Source organism: Pseudomonas frederiksbergensis (assembly GCF_035751725.1).
In the GTDB taxonomy this organism is placed as follows: domain Bacteria; phylum Pseudomonadota; class Gammaproteobacteria; order Pseudomonadales; family Pseudomonadaceae; genus Aquipseudomonas; species Aquipseudomonas frederiksbergensis_A.
In genome coordinates this window covers 2,393,348-2,414,630 of sequence record NZ_CP142104.1, presented here as the reverse complement: position 1 = coordinate 2,414,630, position 21,283 = coordinate 2,393,348, and the positions used below count along the sequence as shown (strand labels likewise).

Below are 21,283 nucleotides of genomic sequence, written 5' to 3'. Positions count from 1 at the left end.
GCCACAACTGCCCGTACTACTCGCCCGCCATATTCGTGCCCTGCTGATATTCCCGAGGCGTGCAGCCGAACTCGCGACGAAACACCGTATGCAGGTACTGCGGCGATTTGAAACCGCAACTGCGAGCAATGTCGGCAATCGCCGAGTCAGTGTTTTCCAAACCGTTGGCCGCCGCCGCCAATTTGAAACGCAGGATTTCGTCGTGAACGCTGCAACCGCGCGCCTTGCGAAAATGCGCTTCCAGGGATGAGCGCGACACGCCGACATACGCCGCCACCTGGGCCGTCTTGATGCCCTGGCAGGCGTATTGGCGGATGAACAACAGCGCCTGCATCACATAAGGATTGCCCAGCGGCTGGTGCAAGCTCGACGCTTGCACGTTGATCGTATCCGGCGGGATCAGCACCTGCGTACCCGTGGACGGCATGCCATGCAGCATCTGGTGCAGCAGCCGCGCCGCGGTCCGGCCCATGGTTTCGGTGCCCTGCACCACCGAGCTCAGCGGCACCCGCGTCAGGCTGCGGGTCAGCGGGTCGTTATCAATGCCGATCAACGCCACCTGCTCCGGCACAGCGATGCCCGCGGTCAGGCAGGCTTGCAGAAGTTGCCGGGCCCGCGCGTCGCTGACGGCGATGATGCCAATGGGTTTGGGCAGGCTTTGCAGCCAGGCGATCTGCTGCTCGACGGCGCTGTCCCAGAGCGGCGCGCTGGTGCCCATGCCGCGATAGACCTCGGCTTGCAGGCCATCGCGCTGCATCAACCGGCGAAAGGCTTTCTCCCGTTCCTGGGCCCAGCGATTGGCTTGGGATTCGGGCAGGCTGAAACAGGCGAACCGCGTCAATCCGGCCTCGATCAAATGGTCGTAGGCCAGCTTGATCAGCCCATGATTATCGGTGGCGACATAAGGGATGCCCTTGGGATAGGCGCGCTCATCCTGGTACGAGCCGCCCACCGCCACCACGGGCATCTTGATCCCGGCCAGCGCCTCTCCGATCAGGGGGTCGTCGAAGTCAGCAATGATCCCATCGCCCTGCCAGCGCTCGATCCCCTTCAATCGGCAGAGGAAGTCTTCCTCGAGGAACAAGTCCCAGGACGCGCGGGTACTGCTCAGGTAGTTGCCGATGCCGCTGATGATGCCGCGGTCGTAGATCTTGCTGCCGTTGAACAATAGGGCGATGCGGTGGACGGGCGGGACGATTTTCATTGTTTGAACCCTGGGCCGATGGACAGAGACTAGGCCCGCTGGCGGCGAATCTCAATACTCAAAATCGAACGACCTATTGGTGATTTTCATAATCAGCAGGCCCAAGGCCGGCGTTAGTATCGGGACACCGCCAAGAATAAAAAGGAATCCGTCCATGCCGTACTTTCCCGAAGTCCAGCCCATTCGCTTCGAGGGCCCAGGCAGCAACTCGCCGCTCGCCTTCCGACACTACGACGCCAACAAGTTGATCCTTGGCAAACCCATGCGCGAACACCTGCGCATGGCCGTCTGCTATTGGCACACCTTCGTCTGGCCGGGGTCCGATGTGTTTGGCGCCGGCACGTTCAAGCGCCCGTGGCAGCATGCCGGCGATCCGATGGAGCTGGCGATCGGCAAGGCCGAGGCGGCGTTCGAGTTTTTCTCCAAGCTGGGCATCGACTACTACTGTTTCCACGACACCGATGTCGCGCCGGAAGGCCAATCGCTCAAGGAGTACCGCAACCATTTCGCGCAGATGGTCGACCACCTTGAGCGCCACCAGGAACAAACCGGTATCAAGCTGCTTTGGGGCACCGCCAACTGCTTCAGCAACCCGCGTTTCGCCGCCGGCGCCGCCAGCAACCCGGACCCGCAAGTCTTCGCCTGCGCCGCCGCGCAAGTGTTCAGCGCCATGAACGCCACCCAGCGCCTCGATGGCTCGAATTATGTGCTGTGGGGCGGTCGCGAAGGCTATGAAACCCTGCTCAATACCGACCTCAAACGGGAGCGGGAACAGCTGGGCCGCTTCATGCGCATGGTGGTCGAGCATAAGTACAAGATCGGCTTCAAGGGCGACCTGCTGATCGAGCCCAAGCCCCAGGAGCCGACCAAGCACCAGTACGATTACGACACCGCAACGGTGTTCGGTTTCCTCCAGCAGTTCGGCCTGGAGAAAGAGATCAAGGTCAACATCGAGGCCAACCACGCGACCCTGGCCGGGCACAGCTTCCACCATGAAATCGCCACGGCGGTCTCCCTGGGGATCTTCGGCAGCATCGACGCCAACCGGGGCGATCCGCAGAATGGCTGGGACACCGACCAGTTCCCCAACAGCGTCGAGGAAATGACCCTGGCGACCTATGAAATCCTCAAGGCCGGGGGCTTCGGCAACGGCGGCTTCAACTTCGATTCCAAGGTGCGTCGCCAGAGTGTGGACGAAGTGGATCTGTTCCACGGTCATGTCGCGGCCATGGACGTGCTCGCCCTGTCCCTTGAGCGCGCCGCCGCCATGGTGCAAGACGATCAGTTGCAGAAATTCAAGGACCAGCGCTACGCCGGCTGGCAGCAGCCGTTCGGCAAGGCATTGCTCGCGGGTGACTACAGCCTAGAATCCCTGGCCGAGCATGCGTTCACCAACGAGCTGGATCCGCAGGCGGTCAGCGGTCGCCAGGAGATGCTGGAAAACGTCGTCAATCGGTTCATCTACTCCTGACAGCGGACGACTTTGCGGGCGCGGAATGGCTGTTACATTCGCGCGACAAATCTGTGCCCGCAACGCCGCGCAACGCTCTACAGTTCTACCGGCATCACGTTCATCGTCAGGCAGTGTCTTTCAAAAAACAATAAAAGGACGCACCACCATGAAAAGATTCAATCGTACCCTGCTCGCTGGCGCCCTCGCCCTGCTATCGCTCCCGGCCATGGCCGACGCCACCAACCCCAAGATCGGCTTTTCCATCGATGACCTGCGCCTGGAGCGTTGGTCCCGGGACCGGGATTATTTCGTCGCGGCGGCGGAAAAACTCGACGCCAAGGTCTTCGTGCAATCGGCGGACGCCAACGAGCAGAAACAGATTTCCCAGATCGAAAACCTCATTTCCCGTGGCGTCGACGTGATCGTCATCGTGCCGTTCAACGCCACCGTGCTGACCAACGCCGTCGCCGAAGCCAAGAAGGCCGGGATCAAGGTGGTCTCCTATGACCGACTGATCCTCAATGCCGACATCGACGCCTACATCTCCTTCGATAACGAAAAAGTCGGCGAGATGCAGGCCGGCGGCGTATTGAAGGCAGCCCCCAAGGGTAACTACTTCCTGCTGGGCGGCGCGCCGACGGACAACAACGCCAAGATCCTGCGCGAAGGCCAGATGAAGGTGCTGCAACCGGCCATCGACAAGGGCGACATCAAGATCGTCGGCCAGCAATGGGTGAAGGAATGGAACCCCACCGAAGCCCTGAGCATCGTGGAAAACGCCCTGACCCGGAACAACAACAAGATCGATGGCATCGTCGCCTCCAACGACGCCACCGCCGGCGGCGCGATCCAGGCGCTGGCCGCGCAGAAGCTGGCCGGCAAGGTGCCGATCTCCGGCCAGGACGCCGACCTGGCGGCGGTCAAGCGAGTGATCGACGGGACCCAGACCATGACGGTCTACAAGCCGTTGAAACTGATCGCCTCCGAAGCCGCCAAGCTCTCGGTGCAGCTGGCGCGCAACGAAAAACCCACCTACAGCTCGCAGTACGACAACGGCACCAAGAAAGTCGACACCATCCTGCTCACGCCTACCGCGCTGACCAAGGACAACATCGACCTGTTGGAAAAGGACGGGTTCTATACCAAGGCGCAAATTGCGGGGCAGTGACCCAGGCACAGATCTTTGGTTAAGCAGAAGTCCTTGTAGGAGCGAGCGGGCTCGCGAAGGCGGCGTCATGGCCGATGATGATGCTGGATGTGCCGGCCTCTTCGCGAGCAGGCGCGCTCCCACAGGTTTCATGTTGTGTGAGCCCTTTTTAACGAGCCCTCGCCATGTCCGAATACCTGTTGCAAATGAATGGCATCGTCAAGACCTTCGGCGGTGTCAAGGCCCTCAATGGCATCGACATCAAGGTCAGGCCGGGTGAGTGCGTCGGCCTGTGCGGCGAGAACGGTGCCGGCAAATCCACCTTGATGAAGGTCCTCTCGGCGGTCTACCCCTACGGCACCTGGGAAGGCGAGATCATCTGGGATGGCCAGCCGTTGAAGGCGCAATCGATCAGTGAAACCGAAGCCGCCGGCATTGTGATCATTCATCAGGAATTGACCCTGGTCCCCGACCTGTCCGTGGCCGAAAACATCTTCATGGGCCACGAGCTGACATTGCCCGGCGGACGCATGAACTACCCGGCGATGATCCACCGCGCCGAAGCCCTGATGCGCGAACTCAAGGTACCGGACATGAACGTCTCGCTGCCGGTCTCGCAATACGGCGGTGGCTACCAGCAATTGGTCGAGATCGCCAAGGCCTTGAACAAGCAGGCGCGCCTGCTGATCCTCGACGAGCCCTCCTCGGCCCTGACCCGCTCGGAAATCGACGTGCTGCTGGACATCATCCGCGACCTCAAGGCCAAGGGCGTGGCGTGTGTCTACATCTCCCACAAGCTCGATGAAGTGGCGGCCGTGTGCGACACCATTTCGGTGATCCGCGATGGCAAACACATCGCGACCACGGCCATGGCGGACATGGACATTCCGAAGATCATCACCCAGATGGTCGGGCGAGAAATGAGCAACCTCTACCCCACCGAACCCCATGAAATCGGCGAGGTGGTTTTCGAGGCGCGCCACGTCACCTGCTACGACGTCGACAACCCCAGGCGCAAACGGGTCGATGACATTTCGTTCGTACTCAAGCGCGGCGAAATCCTCGGCATCGCCGGGCTGGTGGGCGCCGGTCGAACGGAGCTGGTGTCGGCGCTGTTCGGCGCCTACCCCGGCCGCCATGAGGGCGAAGTCTGGCTCGACGAGCAGCGCATCGACAGCAGCACGCCGCTCAAGTCGATTCGCGCCGGCCTGTGCATGGTCCCTGAAGATCGCAAGCGCCAAGGCATCATCCCGGACCTGGGCGTCGGTCAGAACATCACCCTGGCGGTCCTGGATAAATTCTCCAGGATGACTCGCATCGACGCCGAAGCCGAGCTGGGCAGCATCGACCGGGAAATCTCGCGCATGCATCTCAAGACCGCGAGCCCGTTCCTGCCGATCACCAGCCTATCCGGAGGCAACCAGCAGAAAGCCGTATTGGCGAAGATGCTCCTGACCAAGCCCCGGGTGTTGATTCTCGACGAGCCCACCCGGGGCGTGGACGTCGGCGCCAAATATGAGATCTACAAACTGATGGGCGCGCTGGCGACCGAAGGTGTATCGATCATCATGGTGTCCTCGGAACTGGCCGAAGTACTCGGTGTGTCCGACCGCGTGCTGGTGATCGGCGAGGGGCAACTGCGCGGGGACTTCATCAACCAGGAATTGACCCAGGAACAGGTGCTCGCCGCCGCGCTCAGCCATCCCGAAAGCAATAACAACAATGATCGGAAGTCCGCGTAGATGAATCAGGTCAAACAAGTCTTCACCCGCTACAAAATGCTCGCCCTGGTGATCGCCGTAGCGGTCATCTGGATGTTCTTCAGTTGGCAGACCGAAGGCGGCTTCCTGACCCCGCGCAACCTCTCCAACCTGCTGCGGCAGATGTCCATCACCGGCATTCTTGCCTGCGGCATGGTGCTGGTGATCATCAGTGGGGAAATCGATTTGTCGGTAGGGTCGCTGCTGGGTCTGCTGGGGGGACTGGCGGCAATACTTGATGTGGTCTATCACATTCCGCTGCTGGCAAACCTGAGCCTGGTCGCCCTGTGCGGACTGATGATCGGCCTGGCCAACGGCTACATGACCGCTTACCTGCGCATCCCCTCTTTCATCGTCGGCCTGGGCGGCATGCTGGCGTTTCGCGGGATCCTGCTGGGCATCACCGGCGGCACCACCATCGCCCCGGTGTCACCGGAGCTGGTCTATGTCGGCCAGGGTTACCTGCCCCATGCGGTCGGCACGGGCCTGGGCGTGGTGCTGTTCGCGCTGACGCTGTTCCTCACCTGGAAACAGCGCCGCAACCGCGCGCTCCATGGTCTGGCGGCCCATTCGTTGATACGTGACGTGGCGCGGGTGCTGCTGATCGGCGCCGTGCTGGCCGGGTTCGTCTATACACTCAACAGCTACGACGGGATTCCGGTTCCGGTGCTGCTCCTGCTGGTCCTGCTGGGGGTGTTCAGCTACGTCACCAGCCAGACCGTGTTCGGCCGGCGCGTCTATTCCGTGGGCAGCAACATGGAAGCCACGCGCCTTTCCGGCATCAACGTGCAGGCGGTGAAACTCTGGATCTTCGGCATCATGGGCGTGATGTGCGCCCTCGCCGGCATGGTCAATACCGCGCGCCTGGCCGCCGGCTCGCCTTCGGCCGGCAACATGGGCGAACTGGACGCCATCGCCGCCTGCTTCATCGGCGGCACGTCCATGCGCGGTGGCTCGGGCACGGTCTATGGCGCGCTGCTGGGGGCGCTGGTCATCACTAGCCTGGATAACGGCATGTCCATGCTTGACGTCGACAGCTACTGGCAGATGATCGTCAAGGGCAGCATCCTGGTGCTGGCCGTATGGGTGGACGTCAGCACCCGGACCGCCCGGCGCTGATCCATCCCGATCCGGGGCGGCCATGGAGGGGCCGCCCCGCCCTGCCCTCACGATTGATCACAATCCGTGTGCAACGTCTTCACTCCAGGGCTCTTGATACGACGTGGGCGATAAATATGCTGTCCGCAGCCCCGCCAGGAAAAAAGAAGCGCCTGCATGAACAGCCCTCGAACGCTCTATCAGAAGCACATCGACAGCCATACCGTTTGCCCGCTGGACGACCAGGGCCACGTGCTGTTGTACATCGATCGCCAGGTCGCCAACGAATACACCAGCCCACAAGCCTTCAGCGGCCTGCGCGAAAACGGCCGTAGCGTCTGGCGCCCGAGCGCAACGCTGGCAGTGGTCGACCATGTCAACCCGACGGCGCCCCAGCGCATCGCAGCGATGCCGGATGCCGGGGGTGCCCGGCAAGTGTCGTACTTTGCGCAGAACTGCCGCGACTTCGGGATCGAGCTGTTCGATGTGCTGGATAAACGCCAGGGCATCGAGCACGTCGTCGCCCCCGAGCAAGGCTTCATCCTGCCCGGCATGGTGGTGGCCGCGGGCGACAGCCACACCACCACCTATGGCGCGTTGGGCGCCTTCGGCTTCGGCATCGGCACCTCTGAAATCGAACACCTGCTGGCCACGCAGACACTGGTGTACAAGCGCCTGAAAACCTTGCGCGTCACGGTCAACGGGATTCTCGGGGCAGGCGTCACCGCCAAGGACATCATCATGGCGCTGATCGAAAGAATCGGCGCCTCGGGCGCCACCGGTTATGCGATCGAATTCACCGGACCGGCGATTACCGCGCTGAGCGTCGAAGCCCGCATGACCATTTGCAACATGGCCGTCGAGGCCGGCGCCAGGGGCGCGTTCATGGCGCCGGATGACAAGGTCTTTGACTACTTGCAAAGCAAACCCCGCGCGCCCCGGGGCGACGTGTGGAAAAAGGCCGTGACCCAGTGGCGATCCCTGCACAGCGATGACGGCGCGGTCTTCGATCGGGAAGTGACACTCGATGTCGATGCGTTGGAACCCATGGTTACCTGGGGCACCAGCCCTGACCAGGCTGCTGCCATCGGCAGTCGGGTACCTGACCCTTCGGCAGAAACCGACCTGATCCTGCGCCAAGGCCTGCAGCGCGCGCTGGACTACATGGGTCTGAAGCCAGGCATGCCGCTCAACGAAGTGGTCATCAACCATGCCTTCATCGGCTCATGCACCAATGCGCGGATCGAAGACCTGCGCGATGCGGCCCGTGTCGTACAGGGCAAGCACGTCGCGGCCCATGTGCGGGCGATGATCGTGCCCGGCTCGACTTTGGTGCGCCAGCAAGCCGAAGAGGAAGGCCTGGCGACGATCTTCCGCGACGCCGGTTTCGAATGGCGCCAATCCGGCTGTTCGATGTGCCTGGCCATGAACGATGACGTGCTTTCCCCTGGAGATCGCTGCGCCTCCAGTACCAATCGCAACTTCGAAGGACGCCAGGGCGCAGGTGCCCGCACCCACTTGATGAGCCCGGCCATGGTGGCGGCCGCCGCCATTGCCGGTCACCTGACCGACGTTCGTTCACTGCTGCCGGAGGCCTGAAGCATGCAACCCTTCACTACCGTAATCGGAACCGCCGCCCCGCTGCTGGCCGCCAACATCGACACCGACGTGATCATGCCCAAGCAATTTCTCAAGGGCATCGACCGCAACGGGCTGGACCGTGGACTGTTCTTTGACTTGAAGTGGTTGGAGGCTGGCGTTCCCAATCCTGAATTCGTGCTCAACAAGCCTGGCTGGCGCGGCGCAACGTTCCTGGTGGTGGGAGAGAACTTTGGCTGCGGCTCAAGTCGGGAACATGCCGTCTGGGGGTTGAAGCAAACGGGCATCAGGGCGCTCATCGGCAGCAGCTTCGCCGGGATCTTCTATGACAATTGCCAGCGCAACGGGGTGTTGTTGATCCAATTGCCTGAACCGCAGCTAAGGAAAATCGCGCAAACGGTCAGCCACGCCGAAACCGCCAGCCTCACCGTCGACCTGTCGGCGCAACAGATCAGATTGGCCGATGGCGAGGTGATTGCCTTCGAGATCGATGAGCTGCGCAAGCAATCCTTGCTGCTGGGGCTGGACGCCATTGGCGCCACGCTTCAACGCGCCGAACAGATTCGTCGCTTCGAAGCCCGGCATTTGGCGCAAAACCCTTGGCTCTAGAGCGTTTCGCCTGGGTCATGGGCCGATCAGTTCAAGCTATCGCGCCGCCCCTTCTTCTGCGCATACATCGCCGCGTCCGCATCGGCCAGCAGGCTGTCGATCGAACCATGTCGCTCAGGGTCGTACTCGATCTGGCCGACGCTGAAGTGGATGTCGTAACCGCGTTGCAATGTCGCGTTGCGCTCCTCCAGGATCTCCCCGAGACGGGCCATGATCGCGGCGGTCTCGACATGAGACGCGCCAGTGAGCAACGCGACGAATTCATCGCCACCCAGGCGACCGATCACGTCGCTTTCACGAAAGGCAATGCGCAGCACATCGGCGAAGGTTTTCAGGGCACTGTCGCCTTCGGCATGGCCAAAGCGGTCGTTGATCGGCTTGAAATCGTTGAGGTCGAAAAACAGCAGCGTGGCCGGTCGCGAAAGCCGGCCGCAGACGCGCAACGCATGCTGCGCCAACGTTCTGAAGCCTCGACGATTGGATAGCAGGGTCAGTTCATCCATGCTCGCCATCTGCACGGCGACCAATTCCTGCTCGGCCATGCTCGCCAGGTCGCGCAGCAGGTCGCGCTCTTCGTCATTGAGCTTGCGTGGCTTGGTGTCCAGCAGGCACAAGGTGCCCATCTTGCTGCCATCTTCCAAGCCCAGGGGATGACCGGCGTAGAAGCGGATGCCGGGCTGTTCGGTGACCAGCGGATTGTCGTGGAATCGCTCGTCCTGTTCCGCGTCGCAAACCTCCAGGATCTCGTCCTGCAGGATCGCGTGCCCACAGAAGGACACCTCGCGGGGCGTTTCGCTGGCATCCAGCCCGGCACTGGATTTGAACCACTGCCGATTGGCATCCACCAGCGACACGAGGGCGATGGGCACATTGAACAGGCGCCGGGCGAGACGGGTCAGACGGTCGAATCGCTCCTCGGGTGCGGTATCCAGCAGCTTGAGCGATTGCAGTTGCTTGAGACGGACGGCTTCGTTCTCAGGTTCTCCTGGCGCGAGCATCGGTAACTCCATTGGCGAGCGTTACTGCAGTCTAGCCCAGACCGGCGTCGAACTCGAACGGGCATTTTGCGGCGCACGCGCATACACTCAGGCACAGCCAACAAAACAGGACATTGACCGATGAAGCCCGCCAACCACGACGCCGCCCCACGTTTCTGGCGCGACGCGGCGCTGCCTTTCATCGAGGCCCGCGCCATCGCCGACGGTCGCAAGGTCTGCTACTCGCGCCACGCCCACGACCATTTTTCCATCGGTGCGATCACGGCCGGGCGCAGTACCTATCTGCACGAGCAATCGAACTTCCAGGTCGAGGGCGGCACGGTGGTGCTGATGAACCCTGGCGACGTCCACGCCTGCAATCCGATCGACAATCAGCCATGGTCATACGTGATGCTGTATGTCGATACTCATTGGTTGAGGGATCTGCAACGCCGGATCGGCTTTGATCCGTCCCTGGACTTCCAGGCCTTCGACACCACCCACAGCCGCGATACCGTGCTTTTCTCGGGCCTGTGTGAGCTCTACGACGTGTTGGTGGATGAACGGATCGATGCCGGCGCCAAGCAAGATGCCACCGAGGCGTTCTTCACCGACCTGCAGCATCGGCTCAATCCGGCTGGGCGTCCGGACCGTGGCAGTCACCCGGCCCTGATGCGCGCCGCGCAGTTCATCCATGATCATTGCACCGAAGCCCTCAAGCTCGAAGACATCTGCGCCTTCGCGCAGCTCTCGCCGTCCTACTTGAGCCGGGCCTTCAAGCGGCACTACGGCATGACGCCCCATGCCTTCCTGATCAACCGCCGGATCCAATTCGCCCGGATCCAATTGCGCGAGGGCAAGTTGATTGCCGATGTGGCGCTGGAAAGCGGGTTTGCCGACCAGGCGCATTTCCAACGGGCCTTCAAACAACACCTGGCGGCGACCCCGGGCCAGTATCGCGGCTGACCACCCCGCTGTTGTGGCGGGACGAGTCGCTTACGGCAACCACAAATACACCGCGCTCGCCCCCAGCAACGCCGCCATGGCCCGATTGAACAGGCGCATGGTCGCCGGATTCCCAAGCCAAATACGCAGGTAGCTCCCAGCGTAGGCCCAGCAGCCCACCGACAGGTAACAGATCACCAGGTAGATCGCCGCGAACTGCCACACCCGCCACGTCTCGCCATCGGCCACGAAAGCCCCCATCCCCGCCACGCAAGCCAGCCAGGCCTTGGGGTTGAGCCATTGCATCAGCGCGCCATAGACCATCGACGGCGCGCGCCCCTCGTCCCGGTCCCCCAGCTCGCCGTCATCCATTGCCAGTTTCCAGGCCATGAACAAAAGGAACGCCACGCCCGCCAGTTGCACCCCACGGGTCAGCCCCGGCCAGCGCTGCAAGACCTCGTGCAACCCCAACCCCATCAGGACCAGCAGCAGGACAAACCCCAGGGTGGCGCCGGCGACATGGCGCAAGGTGGCGCGAAAGCCGTAGCGGGCGCCGGAGCTGAGGGCAACGATGTTGACCGGCCCCGGGGTTATGGACGCCACCAGCGCGAACGTAGCCATGGAAAATATCAAGCTCATCACATATCTTCTTCGTTGCAGGAAAGAGGGCCCAAGGTAAACGGCCCAGCTCCCCGGGTATTGAAGAAAACTGCCTTTGTCGTCGAGCACTTGCGCTTCATTTTTTTACGCAAACTTTACGCGGTGAGCGATTCACCAAATCGATACTGTGCAGCTTTCTGAATCAGGCGTTATCCATGTCCATAGCGGTTCTGCGTCTCATCGGTTTCATCCTGGGAATTTTCCTGATCACCCTCGCGGTCAGCATGGCGATTCCGCTGTTCACGCTGATGTTCTACGACCGCAACGATGACTTGTCGGCGTTTCTCTGGTCGAGCCTGATCACGTTTGTCTGTGGTGTGGCGTTGGTCGCCCGTGGACGACCGGAACACGTCCAGATGCGCCCCCGGGAGATGTACCTGCTCACCACCGCCAGCTGGGTCTTCGTTTGCGCCTTCGCCGCCCTGCCGATGGTGTTCATCCAGCACATCAGCTACACCGACGCGTTCTTCGAAACCATGTCGGGGATTACCACCACCGGCTCGACCATCCTGACCGGGCTGGATACGGCATCGCCCGGCCTGCTGATCTGGCGCTCGATGTTGCACTGGCTCGGCGGGATCGGCTTTATCGGCATGGCCGTGGCGATCTTGCCGTTGCTGCGGGTCGGCGGCATGCGGCTGTTCCAGACCGAATCGTCGGACTGGTCGGAGAAAGTCACGCCACGCTCCCACGTCGCGGCCAACTACATCCTGTGGATCTATATAGGTTTGACTGCCCTCTCCACATTGGCGCTGTGGCTGGCCGGCATGAGCCCTTTCGAAGCAATCAACCATGCGATGTCGATGATCTCCACCGGCGGCTTTTCAACCTCTGATTCTTCCCTGGCGCACTGGACCCAACCGGCCGTTCATTGGGTGTCGGTGGTCATCATGATGGCAGGTGCGTTGCCCTTCACGCTCTATGTCGCAACGCTGCGGGGTCACAGGCGTGCCCTGCTGAAGGACCAGCAAGTGAGGGGCTTCCTCGGATTCCTCGTAGTCACATGGTTGGTGGTGGGAACCTGGCTGAGCCTGAACAGCGACCTCGCTTGGTTGGACGCGGTCCGTATCGTGGCGGTCAACGTTACGTCCGTGGTCACCACCACGGGGGTGGCGCTGGGTGACTACACGCTGTGGGGCAGTTTCGCCCTGTTGCTGTTTTTCTACCTTACGTTCGTCGGCGGCTGTTCGGGCTCCACGTCCGGGGGTCTGAAAATTTTTCGCTTCCAGGTCGCCAAGGTCCTGCTGATGGGCAGCTTGAAGCAACTGATCCACCCCCGGGCGGTGATCCAGAAGAAATACAACAACCATCCCATCGACGAGGAAATCGTTCGCTCGCTGCTGACGTTTTCGTTCTTTTTCACCATTACGATTGGCGCCATCGCCCTGGGCCTCGCGCTGATCGGCCTGGATTGGACCACCGCCCTGACCGGCGCCGCCACCGCGGTCTGCAACGTGGGACCGGGCCTGGGCAATATCATCGGCCCGGCCGGCAACTTCTCGACCCTGCCGGACGCGGCAAAATGGTTGCTGACCATCGGCATGCTGCTGGGACGCCTGGAAATCCTGACGGTGCTGGTGCTGTTCACGCCGGTGTTCTGGAAATACTGACCCTTCGCCACGCCCATCCGGCAGGCGAAAAAAAACCGCGATGCCTGCACACAGGCATCGCGGCTTTGTCCAGGCGATCAGCGATCGTTCTTGATCGACGAGCTGGTCGCGTTGGTCAGGCCCTTGGTGTTGTGGGTGCCTGGCGTGGCTGTGGAAATTGCCGACGCCTTGGTCAGGCCGCGCGTATCACGATCCTTGGCAATGGCCGAGGTCACCGAAGACTTGCTGGCGCGATCAGTGCGGGTAGTGCCGGTGTGCTTGCCGCTCACGCCATGATCCCGGGTGCGGGTACGAGTGCCGGTGTGGTCGCTGGCCAATCCCTTGCCAAGGCCGCGGGCGTCGCCCGACTTGTCATGGCCCTGGCCGCCACCAATGCCAGCACCGTGGCCGCCGCCATTGCCACCGCCGTTTCCTCCACCGTGACCGCCACCACCGCCGTTGCCGCCGCCACCGCCACCACCATTGCCTGCGGCATAGCTCGAACCGATAGGCGACAGGTCGGCAGGCAACAGCGCCGAAGCACCAAGCGCCAGGGCACAGACAGCAACGGCGATGAGGGATTTCTTATGTTTGGACATGATGTCTCCGAAAGACAAAAACAGCGGGTGAACCTTTAAGACTCGAAGGTTCAATTTTTGTTCGCGATTGTCCGACCAAACGACTGGAAAATTCACTGTCGATTTTTCGGTGGAGTCGTCCGGGGCTCGGTTCTATGCTCCATCCATGAACCTACAAGACTCGCTTCTACCGCCCCACGCCGAAATGGTCCGCGCCATGCTCGAACGAGACACCGCCTACGAGGGGGTGTTCTTCACTGCGGTCAAGACCACCGGTATTTTCTGCCGCCCCACTTGCACGGCGCGCAAGCCGAAGCCGGAGAACGTGGAGTTCTTCGCCCACGCCGATGAAGCCATGTCGGCCGGCTATCGAGCCTGCCTGCGCTGCAAGCCGCTGGACGCCGCTGCCATCGCACCGGACTGGATCCAGGCCCTGCTCAAGGCCGTGGATGCGGGCCCCGACCTGCGCTGGAGCGACGCGCTGCTGCTTGAGCAAGGCATCGAACCGCTCAGGCTGCGACGCTGGTTCAAGCAGCATTTCGGCATGACCTTCCATGCCTACCTGCGCACCCGGCGGCTGGGCATCGCCCTGGGCGGGATCAAGGACGGCGCCTCCATTGACAACGCGGCGTTCGACTCAGGCTATGAATCCCTGAGCGGTTTTCGCGATGCGTTCGTGAAGTCCTTTCATATCACCCCCGGCCGCGCCGGCCTCAGCGAACCACTATTGTTCACCCGCCTGACCACCCCATTGGGGCCGATGCTGGCCATGGCTGAACGTCGTGGGCTGGTGCTGCTGGAGTTTCTTGACCGCCCGGCCTTGACCAAAGAGTTGGAAGAACTGCAGCAACGCTACGACTACACGGTTGCCCCGGGCCACAACGCTCATTTGCAACAGATCGAAAGCGAACTGGCCGACTACTTCGCCGGCAAGCTCACGACTTTCAATGTACCGTTGCACATGCCCGGCAGCGCCTTTGCGATCCGGGTCTGGGGCGAATTGCAAAAGATTCCCTATGGCGAAACCCGCAGCTACGGCGCCGTTGCTTGCGCTCTCGGCAGCCCCGGCGCCAGCCGCGCAGTGGGCTTGGCCAACGGACAGAATCGCCTGGCCATTGTCGTCCCCTGCCATCGGGTGATTGGCGCCGATGGTGCATTGACCGGCTATGGAGGCGGCCAGCCGCGCAAGGCGTTTCTGCTGCGGCTGGAACAAGCCGCGGTACAGGTTTCCTTGCCCCTGGCGTTTTGATCTGCCCCGAAACGAGAGACAGATGAACCTGCCCTACCACGAAGCGAGTACTTTCCTGGCCAACCTTGACGAAGACTGGCAACGCCACGTCGAATCCGTCGGCCCTTGCCTGCTGCAACCCAAGCCGACCCGTGAACCCTACGAGGCGCTGGTACGGGCGATCGCCTATCAACAACTGCATGCCAAGGCTGGGGATGCCATTCTCAGGCGGCTCCTGGCGCTGTTTGCCCCCGCAGCCTTTCCCGACCCCAGAGAACTATTGGCAATTGACGGCGTGCTATTGCGCAACTGCGGATTTTCCGCCAGCAAGATCGCGACCCTCCAGGGCATCGCCCAGGCGACACTGGACGGAGTCGTGCCGGATTACGCCTCGGCACGGGCCATGGAGGATGAGGCACTGATCGAACGCCTGGTCAGCCTGCGCGGCGTCGGGCGCTGGACTGTCGAGATGCTGTTGATCTACAGCCTGGAACGGCCGGATATCCTGCCGGCGGATGACTTCGGGGTTCGCGAGGGATATCGACGGCTCAAGGGGCTGGGCGCCCAGCCGAATCGCCGTCAGATGGCCGCTATCGGCCAGGCCTGGAGCCCTTACCGGACGGTGGCGGCGTGGTATTTGTGGCGGGTGCCCAAGTAGATCAGAACATTCGCCCCCTTGAGGTTGTCCAGAGTATTCAACCCCTGTCTGGAGGTTCCCCCCATGCACCTCGAAGGATCCTGCCACTGCGGCACCGTTTCGTTCAGCCTGGACAGCCGTCACCCCTACCCTTACCAGCGCTGCTATTGCTCGATCTGTCGCAAGACCCAGGGCGGCGGCGGTTTTGCAATCAACCTGTCGGGTGACGCGAAAAGCCTCAAGGTACAAGGCCGCAAGCACATCACCATCTACCATGCGCGACTCAAGGATGAAGGTGATAAACGCGCCCACCGCAGCAGCGCCGAACGGCATTTCTGCTCGTTGTGCGGTTCGGGACTTTGGTTGTTCAGCCCGGAGTGGCCGGAGCTGATACATCCGTTTGCCTCAGCCATCGACACGCCACTGCCGGTACCGCCGCAGCGCACCCACTTGATGCTGGGCTCCAAGGCTCCGTGGGTGGAAGTCGAGGCGCATCCGGGCGACCAGCAGTTCGAGGTGTATCCCGAAGAGTCGATTGCCCAGTGGCATGAGCGGTTGGGTTTGACCCGTTAGGTCGGCACGCCACTGTGGAACCGCAATTCCACATCCGGCGACTCGATCAGCTCGCGCTCGGCTTCACGAACCCTGTCGATCACCTGGACGATGTCCTTGGCGTCGCCGTACTGATAGGCCAGCTTCAAGTAACCTTGGAAATGCCGGGCCTCGCTTTTCAACAGGCCGAAATAGAACTTGCCCAGTTCCTCGTCCAGATGCGGCACCAAGGCCTCGAAACGCTCGCAGCTACGGGCTTCGATAAAAGCGCCGACCACCAGGGTGTCCACCAGTTTCACCGGCTCGTGGCTGCGCACCACTTTGCGCAGGCCCGAGGCGTAGCGCCCGGCGGAAAGTTGGCGCAGGCCGACCTTGCGTTTTTTCATCAAGCGCATGACCTGCTCGTGATGCACCAGTTCTTCCCGGGCCAGGCGCGACATCATGTTGATCAGATCAACGTGCGAATGGTACTTGGCGATCAGGCTCAGGGCGGTGCTGGCGGCCTTGAACTCGCAGTTCTTGTGGTCGATCAGCAGCGTGTCCTGATCGGCCAACGCAGCCTGGACCCAGGCATCAGGGGTGCGGCAACCGAGGAACTCGTGGATTTCGGGAAGGATCATGGGGCTCACGGGAAAAGGTAGTCGAGCAAAGGGCGCCGATTATACCGGCCTGCCTCCAGACCACCAGTCACCACCGTTGATATGCATCAAGTCGACGAGCCTCGCACAGCAACTATAGTTGAGCAACGCCATACCCCTTTATCGCTGGAGACGCCGATCATGCAAGCCATTCGCAGCATCCTGGTGGTCATCGAACCTGAACATTCGGAAAGTCTCGCGCTCAAGCGGGCCAAACTGATCGCCGGCGTGACCCAGGCTCACCTGCACCTGCTGGTGTGCGACAAACACCACGATCATGCGGGCCTGCTCAGCGTACTCAAAAGCGCATTGTTGGCCGACGGCTACAGCGTGTCCACTGAACAGGCCTGGAACGAAAGTCTCTACGAAACCATCATCGACGTGCAGCAGGCCGAGGGTTGCGGCTTGGTCATCAAGCAGCATTTCCCCGACAGCCCGTTGAAAAAAGCCCTGTTGACGCCAGCGGACTGGAAGCTGCTGCGCCATTGCCCGACGCCGGTGCTGCTGGTCAAGACCAGCGGTTCCTGGAAAGACAGGGTCATCCTGGCGGCAGTCGATGTCGGCAACGCCGATGGCGAGCATCGCCACCTGCACTCGACCATCATCGACCATGGCTATGACATCGCCCTCCTGGCCAAGGCGCACCTTCACGTCATCAGCGCTCATCCGTCACCGATGCTCTCGGCGGCCGATCCGACTTTCCAGCTCAAGGAAACCATCGAAGCGCAATATCGCGAGCAATGCCGGGCATTCCAGGCTGAATTCGACATCGACGACCAGCACTTGCACGTTCAGGAAGGCCCGGCGGACGTATTGATTCCCTACATGGCCCACAAGCTCCAGGCAGCCGTCACGGTGATCGGCACCGTGGCGCGCTCCGGCTTGTCAGGCGTGTTGATCGGCAACACCGCCGAAGCCGTGCTCGATGCGCTGGAAAGCGACGTACTGGTGCTCAAGCCCCAGGAGGTCGAGGATCACCTGTTGGAGTTGGCGGTGAAGGAATAAAACAGGCGCTGGCGGTAGGCTCCCTCGCCACAAAAGCCTCCTCACGGCTCAGCCGCCGATCGCATCCTTCAGGAACCCCGGCGCGATATAGCGCTGGTAATGGGCTTCGGACAGGAGGAAGAATTCCCGATCAATGGCATCGCGCAGGTCCGGCAGCTCCCAATCGCGAAACTCCGGCAACAGCACCATGCCGTAGGCTTCCAGGTTGTTGATCACCCGCGCGCCACGGGCGATCAGCTGGTAGGCCCAGCAATATTCCGACTGATGCGGCACGAAGCGGATCTTGCGCGCTTCCAGTTGCTGGCGCAGCAACGTTGGATCGAACACCTCCAGCTTCGCCACCATCACCTGCACCAACAGCTGCTCGAGCCGCATCCACACCGCGCGTTTTTCGTCCTCGTTGTAGCCGTTCCAGTGAATCACTTCATGGTGGAACCGCTTGCAGCCACGGCACACCAGGTCACCGTAGACAGTGGAACAGAGGCCGACGCAGGGCGTCTTGATGAGCTGGTTGGGCATAAGGCAACGCACACGCAAAAACAGGACAGGCGGGCATGTTAGCCCTTTGTCTAAGATTGATCACCCCTCAAACCTGGAAGCCCAACTTACCTTTAATTTTTTTTTCCCGTAGAATCAGCCAGCCTTTTAAGGCGCCAATGTCCGTTAGAAGCTGTTTTCAAAGCGTCACGAGCACAGTCGTTCCTTCAGAGCGGTGTTGGCGAAGGGTCTTTCCAGCGGGGAAAGCCCAACGCCAACCCTCATCAGCTCCCGTTCTGCAGGCGTAAAACTTTGAAAGCAGCTTCTGTGAGGAACTCCGGCAATTCTGGCGTGGAGGCCCAAAAAGCCCCCTGACGCGCATGAGTGCCGTGAGTTTCTGGATGAGCGTCCCGGACACCCATTTGGGACCACTGATGAGGGTAATAACTGTGCTTGAAGCCTACCGCAAACATATCGAAGAGCGCGCAGCCCTGGGTATCGTTCCCCAGCCGCTTAACGCCGAACAAACTGCAGGCCTGATCGAGCTGCTGAAAAATCCTCCGGCTGGCGAAGAAGCTTTCCTCGTTGACCTGATCACCAATCGCGTTCCGCCTGGAGTCGACGAAGCTGCCTACGTCAAGGCTGGCTTCCTGTCCGCCCTGGCCAAGGGCCAGGCCCAATCCCCTCTGCTGGACAAGAAGCGCGCCGTCGAATTGCTCGGCACCATGCAGGGCGGCTACAACATCGTGACCCTGGTCGAGCTGCTGGACGACGCCGAGCTGGCACCCGTCGCCGCCGAAGAACTCAAGCACACCCTGCTGATGTTCGATGCCTTCCACGACGTGGCTGAAAAAGCCAAGAACGGTAACGTTCACGCCAAGGCCGTGCTGCAATCCTGGGCTGAAGGCGAGTGGTTCAAGAAGCGCCCGGTGCTGGCCGACAAGATCAGCCTGCGCGTGTTCAAGGTCACCGGCGAAACCAACACCGACGACCTGTCCCCTGCCCCGGACGCCTGGTCCCGCCCGGACATCCCGCTGCACGCCCTGGCCATGCTGAAAATGGCCCGTGACGGCATCGTTCCGGACGAGCAAGGCAAGACCGGCCCGATGAAGCAGATCGAAGAAATGCGCGGCCAGGGCTTCCCGATCGCCTACGTCGGCGACGTGGTCGGTACCGGTTCCTCGCGTAAATCGGCCACCAACTCGGTGCTGTGGTTCTTCGGCGACGACATCCCGTACGTGCCGAACAAGCGCGCTGGCGGTTTCTGCTTCGGCAGCAAGATCGCCCCGATCTTCTACAACACCATGGAAGATGCCGGCGCACTGCCTATCGAGTTCGACGTGTCGAACATGAACATGGGCGACGTGATCGACCTGTACCCGCACGCTGGCAAAGTCTGCAAGCACGGTACCGACGAAGTCATCACCACCTTCGAAATGAAGACCCCGGTGCTGTTGGACGAAGTCCGCGCCGGCGGCCGTATTCCGCTGATCATCGGCCGTGGCCTGACCGAGAAGGCTCGCGCCGAATTGGGCCTGCCACCGTTCGACCTGTTCAAGAAGCCTGAAGCGCCAGCCGAAAGCACCAAGGGTTTCACCCTGGCGCAGAAGATGGTCGGCAAGGCTTGCGGCCTGGCGGAAGGCCAAGGCGTGCGCCCTGGTACCTACTGCGAGCCGAAAATGACCACCGTGGGCTCCCAGGACACCACAGGTCCCATGACCCGTGATGAACTGAAAGACCTGGCGTGCCTGGGCTTCTCGGCTGACCTGGTGATGCAGTCCTTCTGCCACACCGCGGCTTATCCAAAGCCGATCGACGTCACCACCCACCACACCCTGCCTGACTTCATCATGACCCGCGGCGGCGTTTCCCTGCGTCCGGGCGACGGCATCATCCACTCGTGGCTGAACCGCATGCTGCTGCCAGACACCGTGGGTACCGGTGGCGACTCGCACACCCGCTTCCCGATGGGCATCTCGTTCCCGGCCGGTTCCGGCCTGGTCGCGTTCGCCGCTGCCACCGGCGTCATGCCGCTGGACATGCCGGAATCGATCCTGGTGCGCTTCAAAGGCAAGATGAAACCTGGCATCACCCTGCGTGACCTGGTTCATGCCATTCCATACTTCGCCATCCAGAAAGGTCTGTTGACCGTCGAGAAGAAAGGCAAGAAAAACGCCTTCTCCGGCCGCATCCTGGAAATCGAAGGCCTGGAAGGCTTGACCCTGGAACAGGCTTTCGAACTGTCCGACGCCTCGGCCGAACGTTCGGCTGCCGGTTGCACCATCAAGTTGTCGAAAGAGTCGATCACCGAGTACCTGCAGTCCAACATCACCCTGCTGCGCTGGATGATCGGCGAAGGCTACGGCGATGCACGTACCCTGGAGCGTCGCGCCCAAGCGATGGAAGCCTGGATCGCCAACCCGCAACTGATGGAAGCCGATGCCGACGCCGAATACGCCGAAGTCATCGAGATCGACCTGGCCGACATCAGCGAGCCTGTGCTCTGCGCGCCGAACGATCCGGACGACGCCCGCCTGCTGTCCAGCGTTGCTGGCGAGAAGATCGACGAAGTGTTCATCGGTTCGTGCATGACCAACATCGGTCACTTCCGCGCAGCCGGTAAACTGCTGGATCAGGTCAAGGGCCAGCTGCCAACCCGCCTGTGGCTGTCGCCGCCGACCAAGATGGACGCTCACCAACTGACCGAAGAAGGCTACTACGGCATCTACGGCAAGGCCGGTGCACGGATGGAAATGCCAGGCTGCTCGCTGTGCATGGGTAACCAGGCACGCGTCGAGCCGAACTCCACCGTAGTCTCGACTTCGACCCGTAACTTCCCGAACCGTCTGGGCGACGGCGCGAATGTCTACCTGGCTTCGGCCGAACTGGCATCCGTAGCGTCGATCCTGGGTCGCCTGCCGACCGTCGAGGAGTACATGGAATACGCTGGCAAGATCGACAGCATGGCAGCGGACGTGTACCGCTACCTGAGCTTCGACCAGATCGCCGAGTTCCGTGAAGCGGCTGCAAACGCCAACATCCCGGTCGTCCAAGCCTAAAGCTTAAGACGCCCGACTAAAAACGCCGCCCCTCTTGCGAGGGGCGGCGTTTTTTATGCCCGTCTATT

The 21,283-nt window shown here is 61.6% G+C and carries 19 protein-coding genes; 13 read left to right on the top strand and 6 right to left on the bottom strand.

Features of this window, described 5'->3' with window-relative positions; genetic code table 11:
• Window positions 1-16 precede the first annotated feature (16 nt).
• Entirely contained in the window at window positions 17-1,204 is a 1,188-nt protein-coding gene (locus VQ575_RS10855) for a XylR family transcriptional regulator (protein WP_198723247.1), read from the bottom strand.
• A 154-nt stretch (window positions 1,205-1,358) separates the two neighbouring features.
• Here VQ575_RS10855 and xylA point away from each other — a divergent pair, with 154 nt between their 5' ends.
• The 6 genes from xylA (at window position 1,359) to leuD (ending at window position 8,870) form a co-directional block, all read left to right on the top strand.
• On the top strand, window positions 1,359-2,675 hold the full coding sequence (xylA, locus tag VQ575_RS10850; protein WP_045155775.1) for a xylose isomerase: 1,317 nt from the start codon (window positions 1,359-1,361) through the stop codon (window positions 2,673-2,675).
• A gap of 148 nt (window positions 2,676-2,823) precedes the next feature.
• Window positions 2,824-3,825 carry a D-xylose ABC transporter substrate-binding protein gene (gene xylF / locus VQ575_RS10845; RefSeq protein WP_045155774.1) on the top strand — a complete coding sequence of 334 codons (1,002 nt, stop codon included), beginning with the start codon at window positions 2,824-2,826 and terminating at the stop codon, window positions 3,823-3,825.
• A gap of 164 nt (window positions 3,826-3,989) precedes the next feature.
• Window positions 3,990-5,546 carry a D-xylose ABC transporter ATP-binding protein gene (gene xylG, locus VQ575_RS10840; protein WP_325919622.1) on the top strand — a complete coding sequence of 519 codons (1,557 nt, stop codon included), beginning with the start codon at window positions 3,990-3,992 and terminating at the stop codon, window positions 5,544-5,546.
• Entirely contained in the window at window positions 5,547-6,683 is a 1,137-nt protein-coding gene (locus VQ575_RS10835) for a sugar ABC transporter permease (RefSeq protein ID WP_039591320.1), read from the top strand. It begins immediately after the preceding gene.
• 156 nt (window positions 6,684-6,839) lie between these two features.
• Window positions 6,840-8,261, top strand: coding sequence for a 3-isopropylmalate dehydratase large subunit (gene leuC / locus VQ575_RS10830; protein WP_198723249.1), 1,422 nt, complete (start codon window positions 6,840-6,842; stop codon window positions 8,259-8,261).
• A gap of 3 nt (window positions 8,262-8,264) precedes the next feature.
• Window positions 8,265-8,870, top strand: coding sequence for a 3-isopropylmalate dehydratase small subunit (gene leuD, locus VQ575_RS10825; protein ID WP_039591324.1), 606 nt, complete (start codon window positions 8,265-8,267; stop codon window positions 8,868-8,870).
• Window positions 8,871-8,896: 26 nt separating this feature from the next.
• Here leuD and VQ575_RS10820 read toward each other — a convergent pair whose 3' ends face one another.
• Entirely contained in the window at window positions 8,897-9,868 is a 972-nt protein-coding gene (locus VQ575_RS10820) for a sensor domain-containing diguanylate cyclase (protein ID WP_039591326.1), read from the bottom strand.
• A gap of 120 nt (window positions 9,869-9,988) precedes the next feature.
• Between VQ575_RS10820 and VQ575_RS10815 the strand changes: the two genes are divergently transcribed.
• Window positions 9,989-10,813 carry a helix-turn-helix transcriptional regulator gene (locus VQ575_RS10815; protein ID WP_039591328.1) on the top strand — a complete coding sequence of 275 codons (825 nt, stop codon included), beginning with the start codon at window positions 9,989-9,991 and terminating at the stop codon, window positions 10,811-10,813.
• A 30-nt stretch (window positions 10,814-10,843) separates the two neighbouring features.
• On the opposite strand, the gene VQ575_RS10810 is transcribed toward VQ575_RS10815, so the two are convergent.
• The gene (locus tag VQ575_RS10810; RefSeq protein ID WP_039591329.1) at window positions 10,844-11,431 is read right to left on the bottom strand and encodes a LysE family translocator; all 588 of its coding nucleotides are present in this window, start codon (window positions 11,429-11,431) and stop codon (window positions 10,844-10,846) included.
• 176 nt (window positions 11,432-11,607) lie between these two features.
• Here VQ575_RS10810 and VQ575_RS10805 point away from each other — a divergent pair, with 176 nt between their 5' ends.
• Entirely contained in the window at window positions 11,608-13,062 is a 1,455-nt protein-coding gene (locus VQ575_RS10805; RefSeq protein ID WP_039591331.1) for a TrkH family potassium uptake protein, read from the top strand.
• Window positions 13,063-13,139: 77 nt separating this feature from the next.
• On the opposite strand, the gene VQ575_RS10800 is transcribed toward VQ575_RS10805, so the two are convergent.
• Window positions 13,140-13,640, bottom strand: coding sequence for a hypothetical protein (locus VQ575_RS10800; RefSeq protein WP_325919621.1), 501 nt, complete (start codon window positions 13,638-13,640; stop codon window positions 13,140-13,142).
• A gap of 145 nt (window positions 13,641-13,785) precedes the next feature.
• Between VQ575_RS10800 and VQ575_RS10795 the strand changes: the two genes are divergently transcribed.
• From VQ575_RS10795 to VQ575_RS10785, 3 genes are all read left to right on the top strand, one after another.
• A complete protein-coding gene (locus tag VQ575_RS10795; protein WP_039591335.1) occupies window positions 13,786-14,868 on the top strand; it encodes a bifunctional transcriptional activator/DNA repair enzyme AdaA in 1,083 nt (360 codons plus the stop codon).
• A gap of 22 nt (window positions 14,869-14,890) precedes the next feature.
• On the top strand, window positions 14,891-15,505 hold the full coding sequence (locus VQ575_RS10790) for a DNA-3-methyladenine glycosylase family protein (protein WP_325919619.1): 615 nt from the start codon (window positions 14,891-14,893) through the stop codon (window positions 15,503-15,505).
• Between the two features lie 63 nt (window positions 15,506-15,568).
• Entirely contained in the window at window positions 15,569-16,057 is a 489-nt protein-coding gene (locus VQ575_RS10785) for a GFA family protein (RefSeq protein ID WP_039591339.1), read from the top strand.
• On the opposite strand, the gene VQ575_RS10780 is transcribed toward VQ575_RS10785, so the two are convergent.
• Complete coding sequence (locus VQ575_RS10780; protein WP_039591341.1) at window positions 16,054-16,656, bottom strand: MiaE family protein; 603 nt, start codon at window positions 16,654-16,656, stop codon at window positions 16,054-16,056. The two genes, VQ575_RS10785 and VQ575_RS10780, sit on opposite strands and share 4 nt — an antisense overlap.
• Window positions 16,657-16,815: 159 nt before the next feature.
• Here VQ575_RS10780 and VQ575_RS10775 point away from each other — a divergent pair, with 159 nt between their 5' ends.
• Entirely contained in the window at window positions 16,816-17,679 is an 864-nt protein-coding gene (locus VQ575_RS10775) for a universal stress protein (RefSeq protein WP_325919618.1), read from the top strand.
• A gap of 48 nt (window positions 17,680-17,727) precedes the next feature.
• Here VQ575_RS10775 and VQ575_RS10770 read toward each other — a convergent pair whose 3' ends face one another.
• Entirely contained in the window at window positions 17,728-18,198 is a 471-nt protein-coding gene (locus VQ575_RS10770; RefSeq protein ID WP_039591345.1) for a DUF1289 domain-containing protein, read from the bottom strand.
• A 407-nt stretch (window positions 18,199-18,605) separates the two neighbouring features.
• On the opposite strand from VQ575_RS10770, the gene acnB reads away from it, so the two are divergent.
• Entirely contained in the window at window positions 18,606-21,215 is a 2,610-nt protein-coding gene (gene acnB, locus VQ575_RS10765) for a bifunctional aconitate hydratase 2/2-methylisocitrate dehydratase (protein ID WP_198726176.1), read from the top strand.
• Window positions 21,216-21,283 lie beyond the last annotated feature (68 nt).